This is a genomic window from Bacillus sp. FJAT-49736, from assembly GCF_018343615.1.
In the GTDB taxonomy this organism is placed as follows: Bacteria; Bacillota; Bacilli; order Bacillales; family Bacillaceae_C; genus Margalitia.
The window spans coordinates 1-19,618 of record NZ_JAGYPI010000003.1 but is presented as its reverse complement, the minus strand read 5'-3'; the positions used below and the strand labels follow the sequence as shown (position 1 = coordinate 19,618).

Sequence of the window (19,618 nt, the reverse complement as noted above, 5' to 3'; positions counted from 1 at the left end):
TCTTCGTTTTTTCTCGATGCCCCCACAAGCGACGGTTTTTCTTTATCATCTCCTTATGGACTAATTTCCTAATTTCTAATTGTTCATGTGTAAATAACATTTTTAAAACCTCCATTAAATTTTTTGTATATATTCAGTTGCATATTTAAGTTAGATATATTTTGTTTCTTTTCTAAGCTCTATATTAATCTTTACCCGATAAAAAGGAATCCACACATTGATTGAAGTTTTTTCGAACTTTAGTCGTATTCATATCGGGCTGCAGATGGAGGTGAAATGTTAAACAATGCGGATAAAAGACGTCATTAAAAGCATTTTAAAAATCAAATAGCAATAATCACCGATGAAATTATGTTAAAATGGGGACTAGAATATATTGTAAAAGGGGGCTCCATAATGACTGAAAAAGAAAAAATGCTGCAAGGGGAAATGTATATTGCGGCAGATCCTGAATTAATAAACGAACGGGAGAACGCGCGAAGATTGACAAGAATGTATAACCAAACTTTAGAATCCGATATAGCTGGTCGCGAAAAACTTTTAAAAAAACTATTCGGAACGGTTGGAAAAAACATTGTAATCGAGCCTGCTTTTAAATGCGATTATGGATACAACATTCATGTCGGGGAAAACTTCTACGCTAATTTTGATTGTGTAATACTAGATGTTTGTGAGGTTCGAATTGGAGATAATTGTATGATGGCACCTGGCGTACATATATATACGGCCACTCATCCAGTAAATCCTTTTGAGCGAAATTCAGGAAATGAATATGGAATACCTGTCACGATTGGAAACAATGTGTGGATTGGCGGCCGGGCAGTAATTAATCCAGGAGTGAAAATTGGAGACAATGTTGTCATTGCATCAGGTGCAGTTGTTACCAAGGATGTTCCAGATAATGTGGTGGTTGGTGGAAATCCTGCCAAAGTGATAAAAGAAATAGAGCTTTAAAAGTGGTGGCATTAATACATTTGTAAGATGACAAACGATCCCTTCTCACACTTAAACTCTCCTCTTAGTTTCATTAGCCAATTTTATATAATCACCATTTTAGAATCCAATAAAACATTATTTCACAAAAAAGCCATAGAGGAATATCTTCAGGAAATTGCCTTGTCCATTGCAAGCGAGTGTTATTGGTATTTATTGGATCCACAACGTGAGCAGGAAGATGTTTTTCCCTGCTCTTTATTATGTAGAGTTACTTTTTTATCCAAACCAGAAGTGGCCCGAGCGATGACCATCCTGATAATTTTGCTGAAAAAAGATCGTCTCCATGCTCATAACCTACGATAGGAATACCAGGAAATAAAGTGGAAATTATTATTGGAATCTCTCTCCATAAGCTTTTATCGTGATAATTATTTGAGAAAACATTACTAATCCCTACAACATCAGCATTGAAATTAGCAATAAAACCGGATACCCCATCATTGTTTTCATGTAAAAAAATCTTCACATTATCCTTTCTTAAAAGATCTGACCTTATTATGTTTGTAAGGCTACATGCTGCCGTCCATTTTTTCAAATCCGTTTCAGACGTGATTTCTTTCCATCCTACAGAGAGAGAATCCTTTTCTAAAACGGGAGCATGAAAGATCCATTCAGCCGCAAATAATAGCTCAAACCCTAGTGTTGTCATGTCAAGCTTTGCATAACTATCTTTAATGCTGATCACATTTCCTTTTCCTACAACTTCCTTTATTACTTCTAATGCAGTGATTCTACTCACAGTTATGACTTCAGGATAATAGGTTGGAGCCTTTTGCCGAACACTCCATATATTTTCTTTTAAAAAATGTTGAATACCGTGTGTTTCACAAATGGTTCCACACCATGATACGTTATTTAATACAGCTTTTTCTAATATATTGTTCAAGACCCTGTCCCCTTTTTACTCAGCCTTTCCGATCGAAAACCCATCAAATAATGGACCTCCATATGGCTCCAATACCTTTTGGCTTAGTTGAATTACCCTGTCTTTTTCTCCCGTTTGATAATACATATCAAATGCCTCAACAAAATCGTTAGTAAAACCTTCATCATAATGTTTTAGTGCACGGACAATCCATTTTGAAGTGCCTATCCACATCCTATTGGTTCTTAGCACAAATTCATGAATAAGATTACTAAGCGTATTGGCAATGAAGATTCCCTCTGCCCGATCATGACACCCAATAAAATCGTCCAATACATCTGTAATAAAGTATTGCTTTACTCTAATAGTTTCCTCGCTCCATTCTTCTGGTCCTTTGTCTAACACCAATTTCGCTTCCTCTTTAATTGGAGATATTACTCCATCGTCTTTAAGTATAATTCCTTCCGCTATCATTCTTTGCATAGATGGTTTAGCTCTTCGATAATCCATCTCAAAAAATTGTTTGTAAGAGCTAATACTATGAACAAATACCTCTATAGGCCATCCATATTTAATCAGTGATTCTCGATAAGATGAAGAAATGCTATTATCCAATACAATAATATCCAAATCTGACGTGTCCGTTTCCTCTCCCCTGACTACACTTCCCGCCAATAAGGCTCCTTGACAGTTAGGAAAATGCTGGTCTATGAAGTAGGTAGCAGCTTCAATAGGCTTTAGCCTTTTGGCAATGTCCATTTCGCTTTCCCCCTTCTCTGATTAATTCATTATTTTCTACAAAGTTGTGGATTCCTTTTGGATAAGCGTTTTTTACCTAAAGATTGTTTTATATATTCTAATATAGACTTAGTCTAAAGCATCTTTTGTTAAAAGAACTTAACCTACCTTAGTTTGGTTGTTCATAAAGTTTTCCTCCAAAAGCAGTTTAGTTTAAGATACAAAGCTTAGGATATATAAAAAGCTGCCGAAAAGGCAGCTTTCATTAGTTCTCCTTGCCAAAATATAATCTATCTCGATACTTTTAATTTTTATACCATTCTATTACTTCAAATTTCTTATCCATATTAACTTCATACTTTTCATTATTCGTTCCTGTTACTTCATATATTCTGTTGTTTCCTAATTCTGAATTAAAATTCAACATATTATAAAAAGTTTTATACAAGGAATTGTGATTATTATCTAAAGGAAACATGCCTTGTTTTTCTTGATAATCATATCGTTTTTGCTTATAAGTATAGGAGGCAAGCTCTGTCTTTTCTTGCTTTAAAGCCTCGTTGATATTATTCTCCATAATTATTTTATTTTGTTGATGGGCGAAAAAGACAAAACTAATGATAAAAATGACCGCAATTACTAAGACAACATAGCCTAAAAAGTTTTCCTTATTTCTCTTGTCCACTTTAGCCATATGCAACCCCCATTAAATTTTTTCCAATCAAGGATTTTTCCTATTAAAATCCTATTCACGCAAACTCAAAATATGCTTTTGTTTGCCCTAGTATGGAAAAAGAGAGGTTAGGGTACCTACGTATGGCGTCACTGATAGTAACAATTTATCCATGTTCAACCAGTCCCATTTTTTCTTTTAATAAGAAAAAGATATAAAGAAGCACGGAGATGAAAACAGCTATCGCGGCGGCTATATAAATGCTACTGTAACCAAACAAGTGTCCGATTTGACCAAACACCATGGCTCCTACGCCAACACCTAGATCGAAAAATGAAAAAAAGGTTGCGTTCGCCATTCCTCTCCGGTTTATCGGTGCTTTTTCAATCGACCACGCCTGAAGGGCAGGCTGAACAGAACCGAAGCCAAGACCGTATAAAACCGCCGCCGTATAAAGAGCCATACTATTAGGAAGCCAAGACAGCAAGAGCATGGCAGCTAATACTAATAAAGTCCCTGGTATAAATACAGCCTGATGTCCTTTGCGGTCATATAATTGACCGGCAAAGGTTCTTGTGACCATTAATGCAAGGGCATATAAAAGAAAATATACTTGAATTCCTTCTATATGTTTTTCAGCCGTATACAAAGGTAGAAAAGAAGCAATTCCGCCAAATGTGATGGTAAGGAAAAACAATAAAATAGCAGGCTTTAATGCGCTTTTTTCATAAAGGTCTAGCTTCATTTTCGCCTTCTCCTGTTTTCTTTCCACTTTTTTATACTTAACTCTAGAGGATAGCATTAAAGCAACTAGACCTAATCCTGCACAAATTAAGAAGAAATATTCGAATGATACTATGTCCGATGCTGCCAAGGCAAGTCCGAGGGATGGACCGAATGCAAGTGCTAAATTTCCGGATAAGCCAAAATAACCCATTCCCTCTCCTCTTCTGGATGCTGGAATTAAATCTGTTGCAATCGTACCAGAAGCCGTAGTCGAAAATCCCCAGCCAACCCCTTGAATTACCCTCATTAAAAACAGCATGGAAATACTTGCAAGAAACCCAAAGGATCCAACAGAAAGAACAAATATCGCTAAACCAATTAAGTATACAAATCCCCTTCCCTTTGCTTCCAGCAAATTTCCCGCAAACGGGCGCAGTAGTAAAGCTGAAAATGTAAAGATTCCAACTACATACCCAATTAATTGATCATTACCGCCTAAATTTTCTACAAAAAGGGGTATCGTAGGCAGCGTCATTTGGAAGCCAAGAAAAATAAAAAAGTTAGCCAGTACAATAAGAACAAAATCCTTTGTCCATATCTTTTCCTTCTGTCTCGACATCAGCGGTTCGTCCATATTAACTAAAACTCCCTCTCTTAAGATAATAATATTTTATTCATCCAGTATTGTTTTATTAACGGCCAGTCCATTGAGTAAAAAAACTGCTATCATAATAGTCCATACTAATGTAATATATTTTTAAATAAATTACGAATAATTTGCAATTTTATACCTTTAGACTGACTCTCTTTGTTAGAAATTCCTCTATATCTTATAGAATCAGTGATTTTCTATACATAATCATAAACTTATAAAAAGGAGCAACAAAATGGAATTACAAACACAAAGGCTAAAAATTATCCCTTGTACAGACGAATTAATATCAATTATTACACCAGATCAATACGACATTGGCCCGCATATCTATAAGTACCTAGACAAACTTAAAGAGGACTACTCCCTTTTTGGCTGGGGTGTGTGGCTGGTAGTCAATAAAGAGGAGAATACTATAATTGGAGACATCGGTTTTAAAGGAAAACCAAACTCTGAACATACAGTGGAAGTTGGATATGGAATTGTTCCCTCTGCTCAAAACAAGGGATATGCGACGGAAGCAGTTAGAAAAATTATCGACTGGGCATTCACAAATGATGAGGTAGAAAAAGTAGTAGCAGAGTGCCTTATTGATAATTATGCTTCTATAAAGGTGCTAGAAAAATTAAAAATGAATAGAACAGAAGCAGTAGATGGTATGTTCAAATGGGAATTAAAAAAGAATCAGAAATAATTCACTAGTATTATTCAAAAAGCTGGAGGTAATACCTCCAGCCTTTTTAACTTTATTTTTTTCCACCGCTAAGACATCTCAAACTATTTAAAATAACCAAAATTGTACTTCCCTCATGTCCTACAACTCCTAACGGCAAATTCAGGAATTCAAAAAAATTAGATGCAATTAAAATAATAATTACTGCAATAGAAAAAATGATATTTTGCTTGATAATCCTATTCATTTTTCTGGATAGACGTATGGCTTCTGCAATTCGGGATAAGTCATTTTTCATCAGAACAACATCAGCAGTTTCCATTGCTACATCGCTGCCTTCTCCCATTGCAATGCCCACATTCGCCGTTGCAAGTGCCGGGGCATCATTTACACCGTCCCCAACCATGGCTACATTTCCATACCGCTCTTTAACCTTTTTTAAAGAGGAAACTTTGGTTTCCGGTAAACATTCGGCAATGTATTCGTCAATGTTTGATTGACTGGCGATGTTTTTAGCAGTATTTTCACTATCCCCTGTTAGCATAATAGTGCGTATTCCTTCATTCCTTAACTCTTTTAAAGCATTTTTCGTTTCGTTGCGTACCATATCCTGAAGGGAAATTACGGCTGCAATACCAACTGAATCCTTCACATACACAACAGTCTTCCCATCCATCTCAAGCTTTCTGGAAATACCGTTTTCGAAATCTAATGCTTCTGACTTTCCAACGAAATCCTTTTTGCCAATCAGCCATTCTTCATTATTTAGTCTAGCCTTAATGCCCCATCCTGGTACATCTTCCATTTGTTCAGGATGTAGGAGCATCGCATGATTGTGCGATTTCCAAAATCGAACAATTGCAGTGGCTAATGGGTGATTAGATTGATTTTCAATAGATGCAACTAAATGCAATAGTTCCTGTTCATTAATATCCGTACGCACAATTACATCTGTTACTTCCGGTTTACCTGTTGTCAAAGTTCCAGTTTTATCAAAGGCAATAGCTTGCACATGACTTAGGCTCTCAATATGAACGCCACCCTTAAATAGGATCCCTTTTCGTGCACCATTGGAAATTGCCGATAAGGTTGCAGGCATAATCGATGCAACAAGTGCACATGGAGAAGCTACCACTAATAAAATCATCGCTCGATAAAACGTCGTATTCCAGCTCCATCCAAATACGAAATGAGGAATAAACATCATTAAAACAACTAAAAGAAGCACAACTTTCACATAAGTTCCTTCAAACCGTTCAATAAAAAGCTGTGATGGTGACTTTTCACTTTGTGCGGACTGTACAAGCTGAATAATTTTTTGAAAAACTGTTTCACTTGCTGGCTTAGTTACCTCAACCGTCATCGAACCATTCACATTAATCGTTCCTGCAAAAACTTCTGCTCCGACGCCTTTTGTCACCGGAATCGATTCACCAGAAATAGTAGATTCATCAATAGTAGTAGTACCTTTATTAATTTTTCCGTCTGCTGGAACTCGCTCACCTGGTTTGACTAAAATCATATCTCCTACTTGGAGCACAGATACATGAACTATTTCTTCGTAACCATTCACAACCCTAATTGCTGTTTCCGGCTGCATTCCTAATAAAGAGGAAATCTCCTTTTGACTCTTATTCGTTGTATAAGTTTCAAGAGCACCACTCAATGCAAAGATAAAAATCAACATGGCTCCTTCCGTCCAATATCCAATTATCGCAGAGCCAATGGCAGCGAAAAACATGAGCAGTTCAACATTTAAGTCTTTATTTTTAATTGTTTCTTCGATCCCTTCCTTTGCTTTCGCATAGCCGCCGATAATAAAGGCAGCTAGATAAAAAGCAATCGAAAGTGCTTCATGATTCCATTTGGAAAGCAACCACCCTGACAAAATCAAAAGACCACTTAAAATTGCCGCAATGAGCTCCATATGAATAAAAACTTTTTCAAATCGCGGGGAGGAAGAAACTAACACTTTTTCATTATGTGTTGTTGCAAGCTGACTTTGTGACATATTACACCCCCATATTAAAGTTTTTTCTTTATCTTGATTATCATTGTTTTCTTTAAAACTTATTTATAATAATTATTATATAATACATACTATATAACCGTTACTGAAATGTCAATACTAATTGAGAATATTTTCACCTAACTGAGAATGATTATTAATACCACTTTCAACAAATCCCAAAAACGCCTATTTTTCATTTCAGTTGAAAATGATAATTATTATTATTTAAATTTAATTATTAACCAAACAAAAAAAGTGCTGCATCACTTGGACGCAGCACCTTCCTTATCAAAAATTAGTGTTTTCCACTTAATCGAGTTATCAATCATAATTCACCTTAGACCCATTTCTTTTGGAATGCTGAAATACTATCGTATTCCTCCTGCATCAGTCTTGTCAGGCGAATATAAATAGGAGTTAAATCCTGGTATATAGAGACGTTTTCACTATTAGGCGTATGATGATGGATGGCACCAACCATTTCATCTGCAACTTTAAATGAATTGATTTCTCCAAGACTATACAAGCCAAGTATGGCTGCACCAAGGCAGGAGCTTTCGAAGCTTTCCGGGATATATACCTCATGATTAAAAATATCTGCCATCATCTGCCTCCAAAGCTCCGATCTTGCAAAGCCTCCGGTAGCTTGAATTTTATGGGGTTCTCCTATTAACTCAGACAATGCTAGGAGGACAGTATACAAATTAAAAATAACGCCTTCTAGTGCTGCTCGAATTAGATGTTCTTTTTTATGATGCATCCCCAATCCAAAAAAGGACCCACGAGCATTAAAATTCCAAAGCGGAGCTCTTTCGCCTGCTAAGTAAGGATGGAAAAGCAGTCCATCAGATCCTGGAGTTACCCTATCTGCAATTTCAGTTAAGACTTCATATGGATCCTTTCCGAGTCTATTCGCTGTTGCTACCTCAGAATCAGCAAGCTGGTCCCGAATCCATCGAAAAATCATACCTCCATTATTAACCGGTCCTCCAATCACCCAGTGGTTTTCTGTTAAGCAATAACAGAAGATTCTGCCCTTTGGGTCCGTAATCGGCCTATCCACCATTGCACGGATCGCTCCGCTAGTACCAATGGAAACAGCAACTACACCTGGGTCAATAGCATTCACACCCAGATTAGATAAAACTCCATCACCTGCTCCTACTATAAATGGAGTGGAAGGCAAAAGATTCATTTCATTAGCATAAGCCTCATCCAAACCAATCATTTGATATGTTGTCGATACTGGTTCGGAAAGCCTTTCCGGGGTCAAACCTGCAACGGATAGTGCTTCACTGTCCCATCTCAATGTATGTATATTAAACAAACCTGTAGAGGAGGCAATAGAGTAATCAATCACATATCTGCCAAATAACTTATAAAAGACATATTCCTTAATGGAAATAAATTTATCCGCACTGCTAAATAATTCTTTAAAGTCGTTTCTTAACCAAACTAATTTGGAAAGAGGGGACATTGGATGAATAGGGGTGCCTGTCCGAAGGTAAATCTCATGCCCATTCATTTCTGATTTTATTTTGTCTACCCATTCAGAGCTTCTATTGTCCGCCCATGTTATACATTCTGTTAATGGCTTCCCCTTATTATCCACAGCAATAACACTATGCATAACCGAACTGAAGGAAACGCACAGAATATCCTGCTTTGGAACGCTGCTTTTTTGAATTGCTTTTTTAATTGCATTAATAACGGCTCTAAAAATTTCCTCAGGGTCCTGTTCCGCTGTTTCGGGAGTAGGCGAATACATTGGATATTCGATACTATGATTGGAAACTACTGTCCCATCCTTTGAGTATAAAACTGCTTTTGCACTAGTGGTTCCGATATCCACACCTAATACATACTTACTAGTCATTTCTTTTCCTCCTTCAACAACATTATTGCTTACCTCACGCAAACGTTTACAATAAAAATGTTATTAACATCTTAATTATGCTATACTCCAAGTAGGAATGCTAGAAAGGGAAATAATAATGAATCAAAATTGTTTGCCGACCATTAGGTCTATCTATTCCAAGCTTAGTGAAAAAGAAAAGAAAATCGCAGATTATATTCTTGAAAGCCCGGAGTCTGTCATTCATCAAACTATTAATGAAGTGGCGGATCATTTAGCTCTTGCGGATGCAACTGTCTTTCGCTTCTCCAAAAGAGTCGGCTTTAAAGGTTTTCAGGCTATGAAAATAGCACTCGCGTCGGAAATTATTAATTCCGAGCCTAAAAATACTATTTCGAAAATAAGTAATCCATCCGAATTAATATTTAAAGCGACTATTGCTGCGCTTAATAATACCTATGAACTATTGGATCATGGTTCCATTTCTAAGGCAGTCGATATAATTCTTCACGCAAAAAGAGTACAATTTTTCGGAACAGGATCCTCCGCTAACCTTGCACTAGATTCATTTTATAAATTTTCCCGTGCCGGAATTAATTCCTCTGCTTTCATAGAAACTCAATTTCAATTAACAACCGCTGCTCACTTATCTAAATATGATGCAGCAGTTGTTATTTCACAAGCAGAAGATAATCATGAAGCTATAGATATATTCGAGACTATTAAAAAAACTGGTGCTGCCATTATCAGTATAACAGATTCTTCCAAATCACCTATTAACTCAAATGCGGACGTTGCTCTATATTCCTTTACAAATGAAATAAATGAACCAGGAATGCTTACGTTAAGAAGTGCCCAACTAGTGTTGCTAGACGCTCTTTATATGAATGTGGTTTCCCTTATGAATAAGAATCGTTAGTAGCCCTCATACATTAGTAGTTCACCGAAGAAAAATTTGAGGTGACTTCTAGATAGGATTTCATATCTGATTAGTGACATATTTTGCCGGCAATAATGTCCTTGACCCACCGGGTGAAAGACATTATTTCGGCTTTTTCTTATGGAGAAATGCTTACATCTCCTTCATGAAAGACAAAATTCCTGTAAAATCCTTGAAAATGTCCTTCATTACCCGGATGAAGGACAAAATTCCGGCTTTATCCTTGGAAAATGTCTTTCATCACCCGCATGAAAGACAAAATCCCTGTAATATCCTTAAAAATGTCCTTCATTACCCGGATGAAGGACAAAATCTCTGTAAAATCCTTGAAAATGTCCTTCATCACCTGCATGAAAGACAAAATCCCTGTGATTACCTCTGAAAATGTCCTTCATCACCTAGATGAAAGACAAAATCCCTGTAAAATCCTTGAAAATGTCCTTCATCGCCCGCATGAAAGACAAAATCCTACTATATCCTTGAAAAATGTCCTTCATCACCTGCATGAAAGACAAAATTCCTGTGATTACCTCTGAAAATGTCCTTCATTCCCTGGATGAAAGACAAAATTCCTGTGATATCCTCTGAAAATGTCCTTCATTACCTAGATGAAAGACAAAATTCCGGCTTTATCCTTGGAAAATGTCCTTCATCGCCCGCATGAAAGACAAAATCCTACTATATCCTTGAAAAATGTCCTTCATCACCTGCATGAAAGACAAAATCCCTGCTTTATCCTTGGAAAATGTCCTTCATCACCTGCATGAAAGACAAAATCCTTGTAAAATCCTTGAAAATGTCCTTCATTCCCTGGATGAAAGACAAAATTCCTGTAATATCTCTGAAAATGTCCTTCATCACCTGCATGAAAGACAAAATCCCTGCTTTATCCTTGGAAAATGTCCTTCATCGCCCGCATGAAAGACAAAATCCCTGTAATATCTCTGAAAATGTCCTTCATCACCTGCATGAAAGACAAAATTCCTGTGATATCCTCTGAAAATGTCCTTCATCACCCTTATGAAAGACAAAATCCCTGTAATATCTCTGAAAATGTCCTTCATCACCTACATGAAAGACAAAATTCCTGTGATATCCTCTGAAAATGTCCTTCATCACCCTTATGAAAGACAAAATCTCTGTAATATCCTTAAAAATGTCCTTCATCACCTGGATGAAAGACAAATTCCCTGCAAACTTTTATAGCCGAGTCACTGCACCCATTTCTTTTGAAAAGCTGCTATCCTTTGATAATCCTCATGCAAAGCTCTTGATACATGAATAAAAATAGGTGCTAATTCTTGATAAACAAGAACATTTTCCTCAATAGGCTTATGATAATGACTTTCTCCTACCATCTCGGAAACAACCTCAAGGGAATCGACCATTCCAAGGCTGTATAATCCTAAAATTGCTGCTCCTAAACAAGAGCTTTCAAAGCTTTCCGGTACGGATAGTTCTTGGTTAAAAATATCAGCCATTATCTGTCTCCATAAATGAGATCTTGCGAATCCTCCAGTGGCTTGTATTTTTTTCGGTTCCCCAATCAACTCTTTCAAAGCAAGAAGAACTGTATATAGGTTAAAAATAACACCTTCAAGTACTGCCCTAATCATATGCTCTTTTTTATGATGCAGGCCGAGTCCGAAAAAAGAGCCTCGTGCATGTGCATCCCATAAAGGAGCTCGTTCACCAGCAAGGTAAGGGTGGAATAATAACCCGTCTGCCCCTGGATTCACTTTTGCTGCTATTTCGGTTAATAAATCGTATGGATCTATTCCTAATCTTTTTGCCGCTTCCATTTCTGATGCACCAAGCTGATCTCTTAACCATCGGAATATCATTCCTCCATTATTAACTGGTCCTCCAACTACCCAGTGGTTTTCAGTTAAAGCATAGCAAAATATCCGTCCTTTTGGATCCGTTACCGGCTTATTTGTAACTGTACGAATCGCGCCGCTCGTCCCTATCGTAACGGCGATAGATCCTTTCTCTATTGCATTGAGACCTAGATTGGAAAGAACTCCATCACTTGCACCTACAACAAAAGGTATATCATTCTGAATTCCTATTTCATCAGCATATGATGAATTCATTCCTGTCAGGCTGAACGTTGTAGAAACAGGTTTGGACAATTGTTCCCTAGTAACTCCAGCGACAAGTAAGGCTTCATCATCCCAATTTAATTTTTCCAGATTAAATAAACCAGTTGCGGACGCTATAGAATAGTCCACGACAAATTCGCCAAAAAGTTTGTAAAAAACATATTCTTTTATGGAAATAAATTTTGAAGCACTATTAAACAACTCAATCTGTTCATTTTTCATCCAAAGTAGCTTGGATAATGGGGACATTGGATGGATGGGAGTGCCAGTACGGAGATAAATTTGATGTCCATTCATTTCATCCTTTATTTTATCCGCCCACTTTGTACTGCGATTATCAGCCCAAGTAATACATGGTGACAGAGGCTTTCCTTCCTTGTCAACAGCAATTAAGCTGTGCATCGCTGAACTAAAGGAAACACAGACAATTTCGGATGAAGAAACTTTGCTTGTAGCTACAACCTCTTTAATCGTCTTAACAACTGCACTCATTATTTCTTCCGGATCCTGCACGGCAGTTTCAGGAGTAGGAGAATAAAGCGGATATTCAACGCCGAATTTCGAAATAATTTCTCCTTTATCAGAAAATAACACTGATTTTGTACTGGTAGTTCCGATATCTACACCGATGACATACTTTGAACCCATTTCTTTACTCCTCCTATAAAAGCATCCAATTATATTTTGCAAAATAAAAAATTTTTTCTATCTTAAACAAGAAAAACTGGCTTAAGGTATAAACTAACCTTAGCCAGTATAAACATATTAGATAATTGCATTTAGTACTAACGCAAGACCAAAAGCAACAAATGATAGAATAGTCTCTAACACTGTCCATGTTTTTAATGTTTCCGGAACACTTAGGCCAAGATATTCTTTTACCATCCAGAATCCGGCATCGTTAACATGTGAGAACATTAAGGAACCAGCACCGGTTGCTATTACTAATAATTCAAGGTTAACTCCAGTCATATGCTGAATGATCGGTGAAACAATTCCTGCCGCTGTTGTTAGAGCAACAGTAGCTGAACCTGTAGCAATACGGATTAAACCGGCAATAATGAAGGCAAGGACTAATGGTGATAACGAAAAATGCTGTGCCATTTCACCGATTGTATTACCTACGCCACTATCAATCAATATTTGCTTAAATCCACCGCCGGCTCCAATAATAGCAATGATAGAACCAACTGGTAGGAAGCATTCCTCAACCAAGGTTTTCATACGATTTTTATTCAAGCCTTGACGGAAGCCAAGGAAATACATAGCTACAAACACGGAAATCAATAAAGCAATTAATGGACTTCCGATAAAAGTGAAGAACTTTTTCATACCATCTGAGAAACCGAAAAATGGAACAATTGCTGAAAAAACCATAAGAATAACTGGAAGTAAGATTACAAAAAAAGATGTTCCAGTTCCAGGAAGATTCTTCTTTTCTTCCACTTTAATTAGTTCTGGTTCGTTTTCCGGTATAATACGCTTACTAATCCATTTTGCAAATAATGGTCCCGCAATAATAGCAGATGGAATCGCAATGATAAGTGAATATAAAAGAACCTTACCCATATTTGCGTTGTAGATACCAATCGCTGCTACAGCACCTGGATGTGGTGGAACTAAACCATGTGTAATCGATAAACCCGCTACAGCTGGTAACCCAATAAGCAGAAGGTTTTGCTTGGATGTTTTGTACATTGAAATAACCAATGGAAGAACAATTAAAATTCCCACTTCAAAAAACACCGGAATACCTGTAATAAATCCCGCAAGAAGCATTGCCCACGGTAATCTCTTCACACCGAAAGTACGGACAAAGAAATTAGAAACCTGTAATCCGGCTCCTGACTCAGCCATTAGCATTCCTAAAATCGTACCAAGGGCTAAAATGCCAACTAAGTGACCTAAGGTGCCCCCTACCCCTGTTTCGATTCCAGAAACAATCTTATCTAGGGATAATCCTGAAAAAATAGCCAAAAACAAGGTTGCAATGGTTAAACTAATAAATGCATGCCACTTAAACCATGTAACTCCAATAATAACAATAATAATAGATAGAAGTGCTACAACTAAATGTGTCATTATTTTCCCCCTCCTCTTTCTAATACAAACAGACATTGACTTCACTTTCATTATTACCAGTAGTGGAAACTTTAAAATGAAAGCACTTTCAATTCTAAAGCTTATTATACGAAAGAAAATTTCTTTCATCAATACTTTTTTGAAAATTTTTTTCTTAACTGAATAATAGTGAAAATGGAGCAAACAAAAGCAGAAAAAGACTTCGACATTTCGGCCAAAATCTTTTTTCTTCAAACTATTAAATTTAATAATGATATTATCGAAATGAAATGCTACTACATTACCAGCCAAAAACGTGACCGCTTTTTACAATATTTCACTAGCATCCGAAGGTAAATTTCTTATATACATAAGATATTGGGACATATTTTTATCATCATCCACGGAATATGAATATGAAAAATAATCAGCTACATCCTTTGCTAAAGTTCTAAATAACTCACAAGCTATAAAAATGGAATCCCAGAAGTTATCATAGTCGTGGTCAGAATACGTTTTTTCATACATGTCCCAATACGCTGCTGGTAGGTACTTTTTAAAATACTTCCCCATTTTTCCTGCAGAAACCTGAAAGTCCGTTTTTGTGCCAATCCACCAAGAAACCATCTTGTCTAATTCACCACGTATGATATATTCAAACATTTGCTTAGCATACGGCAATTCGTCACGCCAAATCCCTTTCGCAACGTTTTGCAGACACCACCAAAATTCATTACAGCTGCCCAGAAACATAGGCTCTATTGGTTTTTTTACATGATAGTCTATATCACTGGGTGCAGGTATGGGAGGTAGAATGTCGTCCTTATCTAATAGCGGTACAGTGAGTTTGTCTTTAGTATATCCCTCCAGCATGGATTCCTTTGTTTCAATATGAAGGTCAATACGATTTCCGTCTGTGAAGAGCATTAAATAACCGTAAGACTTATCAAAATTCGTATTCCTTCCTAATAGCTTATCATTTTTATCTGGCTCTTGAATGATCAGCAACTCTCCAAAAATTTGAATCCAGTTTGCATCATTTATAAAAGAGCCCGTTTCCGTCACTACATAGACAATATCGTAATCTTGAAAAATATCCCTTGGAACATTGGGATTGGTTCTGGAACCATTCATATACACAGCACGAATTCGTTCATCTTCCCTTGCTATTCCTAATAACAGATCAAACATTTCCTTCTCGCTTCTCACTCTTTTCCCCCTATAAATGATTTTTTTCCGTTATACTAATAATTCCATAATTATGATTGAAATCCTTTGTATTTCCTCTAATTTAATATCTGTTTAATAAAATCCTTAATAGGACAAAGGTATGATATTATAAGGGACTGCAACCATGTTATGATGGTGTTGATTGGAAGAAATTACGTTTTCAGATTGGAGAGTGAGTGGATGTACAAACGGATTTCCATGATCGTTTGTTTCGTTTTACTCTTAATGGCAGGTTGTTCAGGAACAAAAGATGCAACGAAACAAAAGGCAGGAACAATAGATAAAACACCACCAAGTCAAAAAGTTCATGAAAATAAAAACGAAGACACTCTAGCCACATACAGTGACTTCGAGAAAATCAAGGCTTATACTATACCAAAAACATTAGAAGACCTCATGAAAATGCCTCCAGGCTTATTATCCAAGGATGTCCCATACGAAAAAGAGACTTCACAAGTATGGGGCAATTTTGATATGGGCGATTACAAAGATGCCACCGTAGAAAAATTAAAGGCCCTTACAGCAGAAACAGATGATGTCGAGACCATTTTTAAAGGCATGCTATATTATTTAGGAAGTAACAGCTACCCTCAATCTATCGAGACATTAAGAGATTATAAAGGTGGGCTATATGAACCGTATCTGCCTGACCCTAATGATATTAAGACAAATAGTAACCATCCATCTACTCCTAGCAAGGCATTGATTTTGCTTGATGCGAGCTCTAGTATGCTTCTGAATGTGGATGGTAAGCAAAAAATGAAAATTGCTAAAACAGCCGTTGGACGATTCGCTAGTACAATCGGCCAACAAAATGAAATTTCTTTATATGTATACGGACACAAAGGAACACAAGCAGATGAGGATAAAATATTGTCCTGTTCATCCATCGAGGAAGTCTACCCACTTCAGCACTATGATGCGAAACGTTTTTCTAATGCGGTAGAAGGAATTCAAGCGAAAGGATGGACTCCTTTAGCAGGAGCGATAAAGACTGCGCGTGAAAAGACTGCAGCAATAGATGGATCAATCACATTGTATATTGTTAGCGATGGAGCAGAGACATGTGGTGGAGACCCAGTCAAAGAAGCAAAGAAATTCGCTGAAGAAAATAATCATCGCAAGGTAAATATTATTGGATTTGATGTAGATCAAAAGTCGGAAAGTCAGCTAAAAAAAGTAGCGAAGGCAGGAAATGGTGAGTACATTCCTGCAAATACATCGGATGATTTAGATCATTCCATAACAAAGAAATGGGTGCCTAGCATATATGATGTGATGGAAAAGCATAACTCACTCCTGAAAAATTGGGGAAGAACTTGGACCAACTTAACAGAACGAAGCGCCCTTGCAGATCGTATACTATATGCAAGCTATAATGAAAAAGATAGGTTATCTCAAGCCATTGATTTGATGAGCTCGAATAATCTGCTTTCCAATGAAAAGCTTGAGCAGCTAAGGAAATTGGTGGGGGACCATCAACAAAATGTAGTAGAGGAAATGAAAAAATTGGCGCAATCAAAAAATGAGGAAGAGGATCGAGAACTTGCCAAAATACGAAAAAAAGTGGAAGAATGGGGCAAACGAATGGAAAAGTTGCGAAAGAAATAATAAATTTAGGTGCCTAAATTCATCCAAATTGTATGTTTGAATTGAAGTTTAATTTATCTACAGTTTTTCCAAGCATAAAATATAAAGAGCGTGTTTTGATTAAAACCTGATCAAAGCATGCTCTTTTTTTAGTGGGTCGTTTATTTTTGAAATCGTACAGCTAAAGCACCTATTAGTATAGCTGTTACTCCCACTTTGGAAGAGAAAGTGAGATAACTGTATTAACATTTTTCAGTAACCATACCTTATCGTTTTCTTTTTGTACTTGTTCTGCTGACAGTTTGGCAAGTTTCATATTTTCGTCACGTTGCATCATGTCCCCCATCGTGGCATATGCACGTGCCAATGCTTCATATGCAAAGCCCAAATCAAAATTCCCAAGATTGTTGTTCAGACAAAGTTCCAAAGATTTTTTTGCATGGAATAATGCAGGTTCTGCTCTACCTAAAAGCGAATATACACGTGAAATTTGCCATTCACCTCTTGCAAAATGCAATGGTGTACCTACCAACCCCCAATGAAAACGTGAGGCATGCGCTGAATTCATCATGGTTTCATCATCTAATTCACTTCTGTCCGTTTTCTCTATTAAGTCCCATGTATGATTAAATAAATCTATTGCCAATTTCTTATGTATTTCTTTATTTAAAGTGGTTTTTAATTCTATCATGTTTTGAACTCCCCAAAGAATTGTGATAATTATTTTCGTAAATAACCCACATTTAATGGTACTACAAATGCTTTTTTTCTTCTTCAACAAAATTATTTGTGGATAAGCCTATTTCACTTATAGATAAGACATTTTTGCTAGAGAATTATTCCAGAAATAGGTGAAGTTTCTCTTCAAGCAATATACTCCACTATATTGCCGGCTGGGACTTCAAAATAACAAGCGTTTGCTTGAGTTCGTCCATCAAAATCATTTTCGTCCATGCCATCTTCCATTGATAACACAACTCTCTTAGATAGCCATTCTTTTGCCTTTTTAAACATATTAGAATGGATATTAAAAGCAAAATGATAATAATGATAATTTTCATTATCATCTTTGATAAATTCCAGTACACTCTAGCCTATTTCAAATTATCAGCTGATAAAATCTTGAATTGTAGAATTTGTTCATAAAATTGCACTGTTTGTTCAAAATTAGAAATTAGCCATTCGATTTTTTGGATTCTCACTCATATCCCCTGATTATAGTACTTTTTCCTTTAATACATTAATCATTCAGCTGCCTTTTAAGTAAACGTTCCCATTTTAGATCATTTCTTCATACATTTTGATAACTGTTTTGTGCTTAGAAAAGTTAGCTACTGTCCAATTATGCTATACCGCCAATTATTACACCGCATAATGTTCCCCAGAGGATATTCAAATTCACATTCGGAGATAAACTGAAAATCAAGCTTCCGACAAATCGCATTAGAAGCAGGGTTATCGACCGACGGGAAAGCGTGAATGTATTTATATTTTTTCTCATTAGAAGCTTCTTCTATTGCTAGCCTTACTGCTTTTGTAGCTATTCCTTTCCCTTGATAGGATGGTAGAACGCTCCATCCAGTTTCATATACACTTTCATTATTCCAAGTAGTTTGCCAATACCCCACAGAACCTACTGGTTCTAAATCTGGCAACAAAATGATGCTGAACATGCGTCCTCTATTTCCAAGCCCAAGATAGCGTTTATGTCGTTTTAAGATCTGCTCTTTACTTTCTGGACCTCCTAGATGTTGCATCATTTCTGGAGCATTTATACGAAAAAGTAAATCAAGATCATTATCCTCCCAAGGCTTAATCTGAATGATATGGTTACTTGCCTCGTAAATTTTCTTCACTCCCCCTCTATTCTCTTTGCACTTTCCTTTGAAAAGTTGAAAATCCACAAATTAATAATAGTTTTTTAATTAACCTGCATCTTTTGTCCCATCTCTTCTATTCCTTGTAAATAGATTATTATTTTTTGACCCTATAACGATACCTAATCTCTCCTTCCCCCAACTGGAAAATCTGGTTTACTTTTAAATTCTCTTTAAATGAAAATTTACCTTCTTATGCTAACCAGTCAGTTCGCAAGACAGCATACGAAAATCTAGAACTACCCCTTTGGTAAACTTTAACCACTCATTAGGGCTTTTTAATCAATTAAGTTTCGACTTCTCCAAAAATGACCACAAAATGTAGGTTTAAAATAAAGATTGATAAAAAACTCTCTTCTCTCCCATATACAATAGCAAATAGAAAACTGTTATTTTGAAATGAGATTGATCAAAATGACCGTTTACTGTTTGATTAAAGTTTAATTTTTATAATAAAGTTTGATTATTTCCTCTTCAACTAAAGCCACCGTTCGTAATATAAGGTTAGCCAGATATTTCTGGTTGACCTTTTTCTATATGGTCTTATTATAACGGTAGTCGGGGTAGAATGTCGCACCCGTGGGACTCGATCCCGTCAACTAAACTGTTCACCCCCTACTTGTATA

The 19,618-nt window shown here is 36.5% G+C and carries 15 protein-coding genes; 4 read left to right on the top strand and 11 right to left on the bottom strand.

Features of this window, described 5'->3' with window-relative positions:
• Positions 1-396 precede the first annotated feature (396 nt).
• Positions 397-954, top strand: coding sequence for a sugar O-acetyltransferase (locus tag KHA87_RS16205; RefSeq protein ID WP_249310542.1), 558 nt, complete (start codon positions 397-399; stop codon positions 952-954).
• A 250-nt stretch (positions 955-1,204) separates the two neighbouring features.
• On the opposite strand, the gene KHA87_RS16200 is transcribed toward KHA87_RS16205, so the two are convergent.
• The 4 genes from KHA87_RS16200 to KHA87_RS16185 all read right to left on the bottom strand — a co-directional run bounded on the left by KHA87_RS16200 (position 1,205) and on the right by KHA87_RS16185 (position 4,632).
• On the bottom strand, positions 1,205-1,882 hold the full coding sequence (locus tag KHA87_RS16200) for a hypothetical protein (RefSeq protein WP_213095223.1): 678 nt from the start codon (positions 1,880-1,882) through the stop codon (positions 1,205-1,207).
• A gap of 15 nt (positions 1,883-1,897) precedes the next feature.
• Positions 1,898-2,620, bottom strand: coding sequence for a nucleotidyltransferase domain-containing protein (locus tag KHA87_RS16195; protein ID WP_213095222.1), 723 nt, complete (start codon positions 2,618-2,620; stop codon positions 1,898-1,900).
• A gap of 283 nt (positions 2,621-2,903) precedes the next feature.
• Positions 2,904-3,293, bottom strand: a complete 390-nt coding sequence (locus KHA87_RS16190; protein ID WP_213095221.1) for a hypothetical protein — start codon at positions 3,291-3,293, stop codon at positions 2,904-2,906.
• Positions 3,294-3,438: 145 nt separating this feature from the next.
• Entirely contained in the window at positions 3,439-4,632 is a 1,194-nt protein-coding gene (locus KHA87_RS16185; protein ID WP_249310540.1) for an MFS transporter, read from the bottom strand.
• A gap of 253 nt (positions 4,633-4,885) precedes the next feature.
• Here KHA87_RS16185 and KHA87_RS16180 point away from each other — a divergent pair, with 253 nt between their 5' ends.
• Positions 4,886-5,344: a GNAT family N-acetyltransferase gene (locus tag KHA87_RS16180; RefSeq protein ID WP_213095220.1), complete on the top strand. Its 459-nt coding sequence runs from the start codon at positions 4,886-4,888 to the stop codon at positions 5,342-5,344.
• Between the two features lie 52 nt (positions 5,345-5,396).
• On the opposite strand, the gene KHA87_RS16175 is transcribed toward KHA87_RS16180, so the two are convergent.
• Together KHA87_RS16175 and gntK (KHA87_RS16170) are read right to left on the bottom strand one after the other, a co-directional pair.
• Positions 5,397-7,334, bottom strand: a complete 1,938-nt coding sequence (locus KHA87_RS16175) for a heavy metal translocating P-type ATPase (protein WP_213095219.1) — start codon at positions 7,332-7,334, stop codon at positions 5,397-5,399.
• Between the two features lie 337 nt (positions 7,335-7,671).
• Positions 7,672-9,210 carry a gluconokinase gene (gntK, locus tag KHA87_RS16170; RefSeq protein ID WP_213095218.1) on the bottom strand — a complete coding sequence of 513 codons (1,539 nt, stop codon included), beginning with the start codon at positions 9,208-9,210 and terminating at the stop codon, positions 7,672-7,674.
• Between the two features lie 118 nt (positions 9,211-9,328).
• Between gntK (KHA87_RS16170) and KHA87_RS16165 the strand changes: the two genes are divergently transcribed.
• Entirely contained in the window at positions 9,329-10,108 is a 780-nt protein-coding gene (locus KHA87_RS16165; protein ID WP_213095217.1) for a MurR/RpiR family transcriptional regulator, read from the top strand.
• A 1,232-nt stretch (positions 10,109-11,340) separates the two neighbouring features.
• Here KHA87_RS16165 and gntK (KHA87_RS16160) read toward each other — a convergent pair.
• The 3 genes from gntK (KHA87_RS16160) to KHA87_RS16150 all read right to left on the bottom strand — a co-directional run bounded on the left by gntK (KHA87_RS16160) (position 11,341) and on the right by KHA87_RS16150 (position 15,504).
• Entirely contained in the window at positions 11,341-12,882 is a 1,542-nt protein-coding gene (gntK, locus tag KHA87_RS16160; protein WP_213095216.1) for a gluconokinase, read from the bottom strand.
• A 117-nt stretch (positions 12,883-12,999) separates the two neighbouring features.
• Entirely contained in the window at positions 13,000-14,316 is a 1,317-nt protein-coding gene (locus tag KHA87_RS16155) for a GntT/GntP/DsdX family permease (RefSeq protein ID WP_213095215.1), read from the bottom strand.
• Positions 14,317-14,622: 306 nt separating this feature from the next.
• Positions 14,623-15,504: an aminoglycoside 6-adenylyltransferase gene (locus KHA87_RS16150; RefSeq protein WP_213095214.1), complete on the bottom strand. Its 882-nt coding sequence runs from the start codon at positions 15,502-15,504 to the stop codon at positions 14,623-14,625.
• Between the two features lie 201 nt (positions 15,505-15,705).
• Between KHA87_RS16150 and KHA87_RS16145 the strand changes: the two genes are divergently transcribed.
• The gene (locus KHA87_RS16145; RefSeq protein ID WP_213095213.1) at positions 15,706-17,136 is read left to right on the top strand and encodes a VWA domain-containing protein; all 1,431 of its coding nucleotides are present in this window, start codon (positions 15,706-15,708) and stop codon (positions 17,134-17,136) included.
• A 184-nt stretch (positions 17,137-17,320) separates the two neighbouring features.
• On the opposite strand, the gene KHA87_RS16140 is transcribed toward KHA87_RS16145, so the two are convergent.
• A complete protein-coding gene (locus tag KHA87_RS16140; RefSeq protein WP_213095212.1) occupies positions 17,321-17,806 on the bottom strand; it encodes a hypothetical protein in 486 nt (161 codons plus the stop codon).
• A gap of 640 nt (positions 17,807-18,446) precedes the next feature.
• Entirely contained in the window at positions 18,447-18,971 is a 525-nt protein-coding gene (locus KHA87_RS16135; RefSeq protein ID WP_213095211.1) for a GNAT family N-acetyltransferase, read from the bottom strand.
• Between the last annotated feature and the right edge of the window lie 647 nt (positions 18,972-19,618).